Consider the following 8,520-nt stretch of genomic DNA (forward strand, 5'->3'; position numbering starts at 1 on the left):
CATACTGAGTTGATGCATGACCCTTGACGGATACTGACACAGCTTGTATTATCTTGCTTCTTCGGAGTGTGGCGCAGTCCGGTAGCGCACCTGGTTTGGGACCAGGGGGTCCAAGGTTCGAATCCTTGTACTCCGACCAAAATTTAAAATCCCCGCTTGATAGCAATATCGGGCGGAGATTTTTCTATTGGGCATTGCGTTTAAAATGCCCGGCCGCCACGCGGCTCCGACCATCACCCGGCGCGCTTGGCCGCGATGGCGTTGCCCGCGCGGCTGGCGCCCTTGCGGCCCAAAAACTGCGAGATGAACTGGCCCGCATCGACGACGAGATCGAGGTCGATGCCGGTCTCTATGCCCAGGCCCCGCATCATGTACAGCACATCCTCGGTCGCCACATTGCCGGTCGCGCCCTTCGCATACGGACAGCCGCCCAGCCCCGACACCGACGAGTGGAAAATCGCGATGCCCACTTCCATGCTGGCGTAAATATTGGCCAGCGCCTGGCCGTAGGTATCGTGAAAATGCCCGGACAATCCGGCCGCCCGGAACTGCTCCATCGCGCGCAGCATCACGGCCTGCGTCTTGCGCGGCGTGGCCACGCCGATGGTGTCGGCGATGTCGATTTCATCGCAACCGAGGTCGCGCATGCGGCCCACCACATCGGCCACGGCGTCGAGCGGCACCTCGCCCTGATACGGGCAGCCGAAGGCGCAGCTGATGCTGCCGCGCAGCCGCAAGCCATGATCCTTGGCGGCCTTCGCCACGCCCTCGAAGCGGGCGATCGATTCGACGATCGAGCAGTTGATGTTCTTTTGCGAGAACGCCTCCGAGGCCGATCCGAAGATCACCACCTCATCGGCGCTCGCCGCCAGCGCCGCCTCGAAGCCCTGCATATTCGGCGTCAGCGCGGAGTAAATCACGCCGGCGCGGCGCGCGATGCCGGCCATGACTTCCACGCTGGTGGCCATCTGCGGCACCCACTTCGGCGACACGAACGACGCCGCCTCGATGTTGGCGAAACCGGCGCCGGTGAGCCGGTCCACCAGCTCGATTTTCACGTGCGCCGGCACGCTCTCTTTTTCATTTTGCAGGCCGTCGCGCGGCCCCACTTCGACGATCTTGACCCGCTGCGGCAAACTCGCTTGCATATTCATTTTCAATATCCCCGGTTGCGGTCGACGATACCCTCGACCATTTCGCCCGCCTCGATCCTGCGGATCTTGTCGCAGATCTGCTGCACGCTCTCGCGCCGCACGGTCAGCGCCGCGATGTGCGGCGTGATCGTGATGCGCGGCTCCTGCCAGAACGGATGCTGCGCCGGCAAGGGCTCGTTGCGCAGCACGTCGAGCGTGGCCGCCGCGATGTGGCCCGATTTAATCAGCGTCAGAAGGTCGGGCTCCGCCAGATGCGCGCCGCGCGCCACGTTGATGAGGAAAGCTCCCGCCGGCAGTTTGGACATATTGGTGCGGTCGACCAGGTTGCTGGTCTCGGGCGTCAGCGGCAGCATGCAGACCAGCACCCGCGAGCCGCGCAAAAAGGTATCGAGTCCGCCGGCGCCGTGGAAGCACTGCACGCCCGCCACATTTTTTTCGCCCCGGCTCCAGCCGCGCAGCGGAAAGCCGAACGGCGCCAGCGCCTGCAACACGCGCGTGCCCAGCACCCCCATGCCCAGCACGCCGATGGCAAAATCCTCCTTGCGATGCGGCGCCAGCGGCGCCCACTGGCCGGCGCGCGCCTGCGCCTCGTACTCGTCGAAACGGCGGAAGTAGCGCAGCACCGCGTGCGTCACATACTCGGCCATCTGTATGCCCATGCCGGCGTCGTCGAGCCGGATGATGGGCAGGTGGCGCGGCAGCAGGTCGCCGAATTTGAGCACGCCGTCGACGCCGGCGCCGGTCAAAAAGGCGGCCTTGACGTCGCCCAGTTCGACCAGCATTTCCTCCGGAGGGGACCAGAGCACAGCGTAATCGCAGGGCCGCTTTTTTTCATCGGCGCGCCAGACCGCCACTTCGGCCTCCGGCATGAACTTCGAGAAGTCCTTGATCCACGGGCCGGTATCGCCATCGGCACGGTGTAAAAGTATGCGCATGCAGTCTCCTCTCAGGCCGCGGCCTTGAACGCCAGCAGCGGCGCGCCATCGGCCACCTGGTCGCCGACGCCGTACAGAATCTCTTCGACCAGGCCATCGTGCGGCGCCGCGATGGTGTGCTCCATCTTCATCGCCTCCATGATGACCAGCGCATCGCCCTTCTTCACCTGCTGCCCTTTGGCCGCCAGCACCGCCACCACCTTGCCCGGCATGGGCGCGGTCAGGCGGCCGCCTTCGGTCTCGGTCTCGCCGGCGTGCGCCATCGGATCGTTGAACGTCAGCGCGTAATGCTGGCCACCCGTGAAGACGTGGAACACGTCGCCGTCGCGCCGCACCGTGCCGTGCGCGGCCTGCTCGCCCAGCTTGATGCTGAAGTCATCGCCGTGGCGCGACATCAGGCTCAGAACGCGGGACGGCTGGCCCGCCTGAGTGTACAGCCATTCGCTGGCGCGATAAGTGATACCGACGCCGTAAGCCTTGGCCGGCAGCGCCGCCGCGTACTCGTCGCCGAAGGAGAGCAGGCGCGCGTAGGGCTGGTTCATGCGCCAGCCGGCGGCCTGGCCCCAGGGATCGGCCAGGTTGAAGCCAGCTTGTGCGCCGGAGCGCGCGGCCGATCCATTCTTCTCGGATGCGATCAGCGCCACCGCCGCCAGCGCCAGCGCCGCGTCGGACGCCGCCCGCGCGGGCGGGAACAGCGTATCGTGATTGCGTTCGATCAGGCCCGTATCGAGGTCGGCGCCGGAGAAGGCCGCGCCTTCGACCAGGCGCTTGAGGAAGGCGATATTGGTCGCCAGTCCGACGATACGGTATTCCGACAGCGCCAGCGACATGCGCGCCAGCGCCTGCGCGCGGTCCGCGCCCCAGACGATTAATTTGGCGATCATCGGATCGTAGAACGGCGAGATGGCGTCGCCGGCGCGCACGCCGGAATCGATGCGCACATTGGCCGGCGAAGTGATGCCCACAGCGGTGGTACCGCCCAATTCGAACGCCACCGCCGCCGGCGTGTCGAGATGGCGCAGCGTGCCGATCGACGGCAGGAAGCCCTTCTCCGGATTTTCAGCGTAGATGCGCGCTTCGATCGAATGGCCGTGGATCGCCAGCTCGTGTTGCAGCTTCGGCAAACGCTGGCCGGCGGCGACCCGCAACTGCCACTCCACCAGATCGGTCCCGGTAATCATCTCCGTCACCGGATGCTCCACTTGCAGGCGCGTGTTCATCTCCATGAAGTAGAACGAGCCGTCCTGGTTGGCGATGAACTCCACCGTGCCCGCGCCGACATAGCCGACCGCCCTGGCGGCGGCGACGGCCGCCTCGCCCATCGCGGCGCGGCGTTCGGCCGGCATGTTCGGCGCCGGCGCCTCCTCCAGCACTTTCTGGTGCCGGCGCTGCACCGAGCAATCGCGCTCGAACAGATAGATGCAGTTGCCGAGCGTGTCGGCGAACACTTGAATTTCGATGTGGCGCGGACGTTGCAGGTATTTTTCGGCCAGCACCTTGTCGTCGCCGAAGGAGCTGATCGCCTCGCGCTTGCAGGACGCCAGCGCGGCCTTGAATTCGCCGCTGTTCTCGATCACCCGCATGCCCTTGCCGCCGCCGCCGGCCGACGCCTTGAGCAGCACCGGGTAGCCGATCTTGTCGGCCTGCGCGTGGAGGAAATCGGCGTCCTGCCGCTCGCCGTGGTAACCGGGGACCAAAGGCACGTCGGCCTTTTCCATCAGCGACTTGGCGGCGGACTTGGAACCCATGGCGCGCATCGCCGAAGCCAGCGGGCCGATGAATACCAGGCCCGCTGCGGCGCAGGCATCGGCGAAATCGGCGTTCTCGGACAGGAAGCCGTAGCCGGGATGGATGGCCTGGGCGCCGGTGGCGAGTGCGACGGCGATGATTTTTTCGCCGCGCAGATAGCTTTCCTTGGCGGCGGCCGGCCCGATCAGGACTGCCTCGTCGCAGACGGCGACGTGCTTGGCGCTGGCGTCGGCCTCGGAATAGACGGCGACGGTTTTGATGCCCATGCGGCGCGCGGTGGCGGCGACGCGGCAGGCGATTTCACCGCGGTTGGCGATCAAAATTTTAGTGAACATGGTCTCTCTCTTTGCAGCTTCGTGGCTGGAAGTTTTTTTGCTTTGTTCAGGTGATGCCAGTTTGCGTAACGTCGGGGTCGGACCACGGTCTCGACCCCGGATTAGCTGCATGTGAATATCAGCAACCGCACTTCTCTTTCGGCGCCGAATCGAGCAGCGCGCCGCGCGTTTGCAGGCCCAGTTTGGCCAGCAGCGTGCGGTCGTCCTCCGCTTCCGGATTCGCGGTCGTGAGCAGCTTGTCGCCGTAGAAAATCGAATTGGCGCCGGCCAGGAAGCACATCGCTTGCACCGCCTCGCCCATCTGGCGGCGGCCGGCCGACAAGCGCACGCGCGCCTTCGGCATGGTGATGCGCGCCACCGCGATGGTGCGCACGAATTCGAGCGGATCGAGCGGGTCGATGCCGAACAGCGGCGTGCCCTCCACCTGCACCAGATGATTGACCGGCACCGATTCCGGATACGGATTCAGATTGGCCAGCTGCGCGATCAAGCCGGCGCGTTGCAGGCGCGTCTCGCCCATGCCGACGATGCCGCCGCAGCAAACCTTCAGGCCGGCTTCGCGCACGCGGCCCAGCGTATCGAGGCGGTCCTGGTATTCGCGGGTCGAGATCACGTTGTCGTAGAACTCGGGCGCGGTGTCCAGATTGTGGTTGTAGTAATCGAGGCCGGCGTTTTTCAGGCGGTCGGCCTGGCCCTCTTCCAGCATGCCCAGCGTGGCGCAGGTCTCAAGGCCGAGCGCCTTCACTTCGCGCACCATCTCCTCGACCTTGTCCATGTCGCGGTCCTTCGGGCCGCGCCACGCGGCGCCCATGCAGAAACGCGTCGCGCCGTTTTCCTTGGCCTGGCGCGCGGCATCGAGCACGGTGTCGATGTCGAGTATTTTTTTCGCTTCCACGCCGGTGTCGTAACGCGCGGCCTGCGGGCAGTAGCTGCAATCCTCCTCGCAGCCGCCGGTCTTGATCGACAACAGCGTCGCCAGTTCCACGTCGCCGTCGGGGAAGTTGGCGCGGTGCGTCTGCTGCGCCTTGAACATCAGCTCATTGAACGGCAGGTCGAACAGCGCCATCACGTCGTCCACCGGCCAGGTGGCCGCCGGCGGCAGCGTGATGGCGGCGACGGGGCGGTGCAGCGCGACGGATTTCAATTCTGGAGCCGGGGTTGGAGCTTGAGTGTGAGTCTGGGACATCGGGAATTCCTTCTACGTTCAAATAGGGGTGTGGGCTGGCCAGTTGGGCAGCCTGGTGAAATCTAAAAATGTGGCGGCGGCGGCGGCGGACGGTTCGTCCAGGCGCGGCACGCGGCCCAGCAGCGGCGCGCGGATGCGCTGTTCCAGTGCTTCGATATTCTCGTCGATGAACCGCATGTCCGGGTCGACCTCGTTGGCGATCCAGCCGGCCAGCATCAGGTTGCGCTGGGCGATGGCTTCCACCGTCAGCAGCGCGTGGCTGATGCAGCCGAGCCGCATGCCGACCACCAGCACCACCGGCAGGTCGAGCTGCTCGGCCAGGTCGGCGGTGTCGAACGATTCGTTGAGCGGCACGCGGAAGCCGCCGACGCCTTCGACCACCACCGCGTCCGACGCGGCGCTCACTTCGAGGTAGGCGGCCAAAATCGGCACCGGCGAAATATACTGGTCTTCCAGTTCGGCCGCGATGTGCGGCGCCGCCGCCCTGCGCAGCAAAAAAGGCGTGGTCAGGTTTTGCGGCAGCGTGACGTTGCCGGCCGCGGTCAGCTGGTCGCAATCGTCGTTGTGCCACACGCCGCTGCGTTTTTCGGCGCCGGCGGCCACCGGCTTCATGCCGCAGGCGCGCACGCCCGCCTGCACCAGCGCGTGCAGCATCGCCGACGACACCAGCGTCTTGCCGATTTCGGTGTCGGTGCCGGTGACGAAGCAGGCGAAGCGCGACGGCAGGCCGCCGCCTTGCGGCTCCGGTTCCAGCTGCGTGGCGAGGGCCGCTTCCCTTTCGGGGGCCAGGGTTGGGACAACTACGGGATCGTCGAGACTCATATCAAGCCCTTTCCAGTGCGTTGAGAGCAGTGATTAGCTGCGCGACTTCCGCGCCCGTGTGGCCGGCCGACAGCGTCACCCGCAGGCGCGCCGTCCCCGCCGGCACCGTCGGCGGACGTATCGCGCCGACCCACAGCCCCTGTTCGTACAGGGCCGCGCCGGCGCGCATGGTTTCCGCATTATCGCCGATGACGATGGGCTGGATCGCCGTCGCCGACGCCATGCGCCGCCAGCGCTCCAGCCGCAGGCCGGCGTCCAATTGTGCCACCAAAGTGCGCAGGTGGGCGCGGCGGGCCACGCCGTCCGGTCCTTCGATGATATCGAGGCTCGTCAGCAGCGCGTGCGCCAGCGCCGGCGCGGCGGCGGTGGTGAAGATATACGGGCGCGCTTTCTGGATCAGCGTTTCGATCACAATCTCGTGCGCCGCCACGAAGGCGCCGCCGACGCCGGCTGCCTTGCCCAGGGTGCCCATGTACACCAGGTAGGGTGAACGCAGCTTGAAGTGTTCCAGCGCGCCGTGGCCGTTGGCGCCCAGCGCGCCGAAACCGTGGGCGTCGTCGACCACCAGCCAGGCGCCGTGGCGCTCGCACAAGGCCAGTAATTCAGGCAGCGGCGCCAAGTCGCCGTCCATGCTGAACACACTGTCGGTGACTACGACCTTGGTGGCGGCCGTGCTGGCGGCCAGCAGCGCGGCCAGCGCTTCCAGGTCGGCGTGCGGATAAACCTTGACGTTGGTGCGCGACAGGCGCGCGCCGTCGATCAGCGAGGCGTGGTTCAGCGACTCGGAAAAAATGTCCGAGTTCTTGTCGCCGGCCGTGAGGCCGGTCAGCACCGCCAGGTTGGCCATGTAGCCGGTGCAGAAGTACAGCGCGCGCGGCGCTTCCAGATGCTCGCCGACGAAGCCGGCCAGGCGTTCCTCCAGCTGCGCGTGGGCGCGGCTGTGGCCACTGATTAAGTGCGACGCGCCGCTGCCGGCGCCGTACAGCGCCGCGCCTTCCTGCAAGGCGGCGACGATGCGCGGATGGTTGGCCAGGCCCAGATAGTCGTTGCTGCAAAAGGCCAGCAGCTCGCGGCCGCCGACGCTCACGCGCGGACCGCAGGGCGTGTCGACGGTGCGGCGCTTGCGTATCAGACTGCGCTCGTCCAGCGCCCGCAATTGCGTGTTCAGTTGATTGAGCAGTTCCATCGTCAACCCGCCAGCACTTGGTCGAACACGGCCAGCGTGTTGGCGGCGAGGCCGTCGATTTCTTCGTCGTCCAAAATATACGGCGGCATCAGGTACACCGTCGAACCGATGGGACGCATCAGCAGTTCGTGCTCCACCGCCGTCGAGAAGAAGCGGCGCGAAAAATCGGGCGCGGCATCGACGGCGTCGAAGGCCCAGATCATGCCGCGCTGGCGGAAATTGCGCACGCGGTCGTGGTTGGCCAGCGGCGCCAGCGCCGCCGTCAGGCGGTCGGCGCGCACCCGGTTGGTCGCCAGCACGTCGTCGTCCTCGAAAATCTGCAGGGTCGCCAGCGCGGCGCGGCAGGCCAGCGGATTGCCGGTGTACGAGTGCGAATGCAGGAAGCCGCGCCTGACGTCGGCGCTGTAAAACGCCTGGTAGATTTCTTCGCGCGTCATCACCAGCGACAGCGGCAGGTAGCCGCCGCTGATGCCCTTCGACAGGCACAGGAAGTCGGGCCACACCGCCGCCTGCTCGCAGGCGAAGAAGGTACCGGTGCGGCCGCAGCCGACGGCGATTTCATCGAGGATCATGTGGACCTGGTGGCGGTCGCACAGCTCGCGCACCAGCTTCAGGTACAGCGGATCGTGCATCGCCATGCCGGTCGCGCACTGCACCAGCGGCTCGATAATGATGGCGGCGATCTTGTCGGCGCGTTCGACGAACAGGCGCTCGACATCGGCCGCCGCGCGGCGCGCCACGTCCTGCGCGGTTTCGCCTTCGGTGGCGGTGCGGGCATCGGGCGACATCACGATTTGCGAGGAACGCAGCAGCGGGCCGTAGGCGTCCTTGAACAGGGCGACGTCGGTGACGGCCAGCGCGCCTATGGTCTCGCCGTGATAGCTGCCCTTGAGGCAGACGAATTCCTGCTTGTCCGACTTGCCGCTATTGCGCCACGCGTGGAAGCTCATTTTCAGCGCGATTTCGACGGCCGACGCGCCGTCGCTGGCGTAGAAGCTGTGGCCCAGCTGGTGGTCGGTCAATGCGGACAGTTTTTCGGACAATTGAATCACCGGCTCGTGCGTGAAGCCGGCCAGCATCGCGTGTTCGAGGCGGTCGAGTTGATCCTTCAGCGCCGCGTTGATGCGCGGGTTGGCGTGGCCGAACAGGTTGA

Annotated in this window: 7 protein-coding genes and 1 tRNA gene; 1 reads left to right on the plus strand and 7 read right to left on the minus strand. The window is 66.2% G+C overall.

What is annotated here, in order from left to right; all coding sequences use genetic code 11:
* Positions 1-62: 62 nt before the first annotated feature.
* Positions 63-139 (plus strand) — tRNA-Pro (locus Q0S71_RS23960).
* A 94-nt stretch (positions 140-233) separates the two neighbouring features.
* On the opposite strand, the gene Q0S71_RS23965 is transcribed toward Q0S71_RS23960, so the two are convergent.
* The 7 genes from Q0S71_RS23965 to bioA form a co-directional block, all read right to left on the minus strand.
* Positions 234-1,154 carry a hydroxymethylglutaryl-CoA lyase gene (locus Q0S71_RS23965; protein WP_296001331.1) on the minus strand — a complete coding sequence of 307 codons (921 nt, stop codon included), beginning with the start codon at positions 1,152-1,154 and terminating at the stop codon, positions 234-236.
* 2 nt (positions 1,155-1,156) lie between these two features.
* Positions 1,157-2,089: a glyoxylate/hydroxypyruvate reductase A gene (locus Q0S71_RS23970; RefSeq protein WP_296001332.1), complete on the minus strand. Its 933-nt coding sequence runs from the start codon at positions 2,087-2,089 to the stop codon at positions 1,157-1,159.
* Positions 2,090-2,100: 11 nt separating this feature from the next.
* Entirely contained in the window at positions 2,101-4,173 is a 2,073-nt protein-coding gene (locus Q0S71_RS23975; RefSeq protein ID WP_296001334.1) for an acetyl/propionyl/methylcrotonyl-CoA carboxylase subunit alpha, read from the minus strand.
* 118 nt (positions 4,174-4,291) lie between these two features.
* A complete protein-coding gene (bioB, locus tag Q0S71_RS23980; protein WP_296001335.1) occupies positions 4,292-5,359 on the minus strand; it encodes a biotin synthase BioB in 1,068 nt (355 codons plus the stop codon).
* Positions 5,360-5,377: 18 nt separating this feature from the next.
* The gene (bioD, locus tag Q0S71_RS23985) at positions 5,378-6,181 is read right to left on the minus strand and encodes a dethiobiotin synthase (RefSeq protein ID WP_296001337.1); all 804 of its coding nucleotides are present in this window, start codon (positions 6,179-6,181) and stop codon (positions 5,378-5,380) included.
* A gap of 1 nt (position 6,182) precedes the next feature.
* A complete protein-coding gene (gene bioF / locus Q0S71_RS23990) occupies positions 6,183-7,367 on the minus strand; it encodes an 8-amino-7-oxononanoate synthase (protein ID WP_296001339.1) in 1,185 nt (394 codons plus the stop codon).
* 2 nt (positions 7,368-7,369) lie between these two features.
* The coding region (gene bioA, locus Q0S71_RS23995; protein WP_296001340.1) for an adenosylmethionine--8-amino-7-oxononanoate transaminase at positions 7,370-8,520 on the minus strand (1,151 nt) is incomplete at its 5' end.

The sequence above is a fragment of the Rugamonas sp. genome (genome assembly GCF_025354735.1).
In the GTDB taxonomy this organism is placed as follows: Bacteria; Pseudomonadota; Gammaproteobacteria; order Burkholderiales; family Burkholderiaceae_D; genus Rugamonas.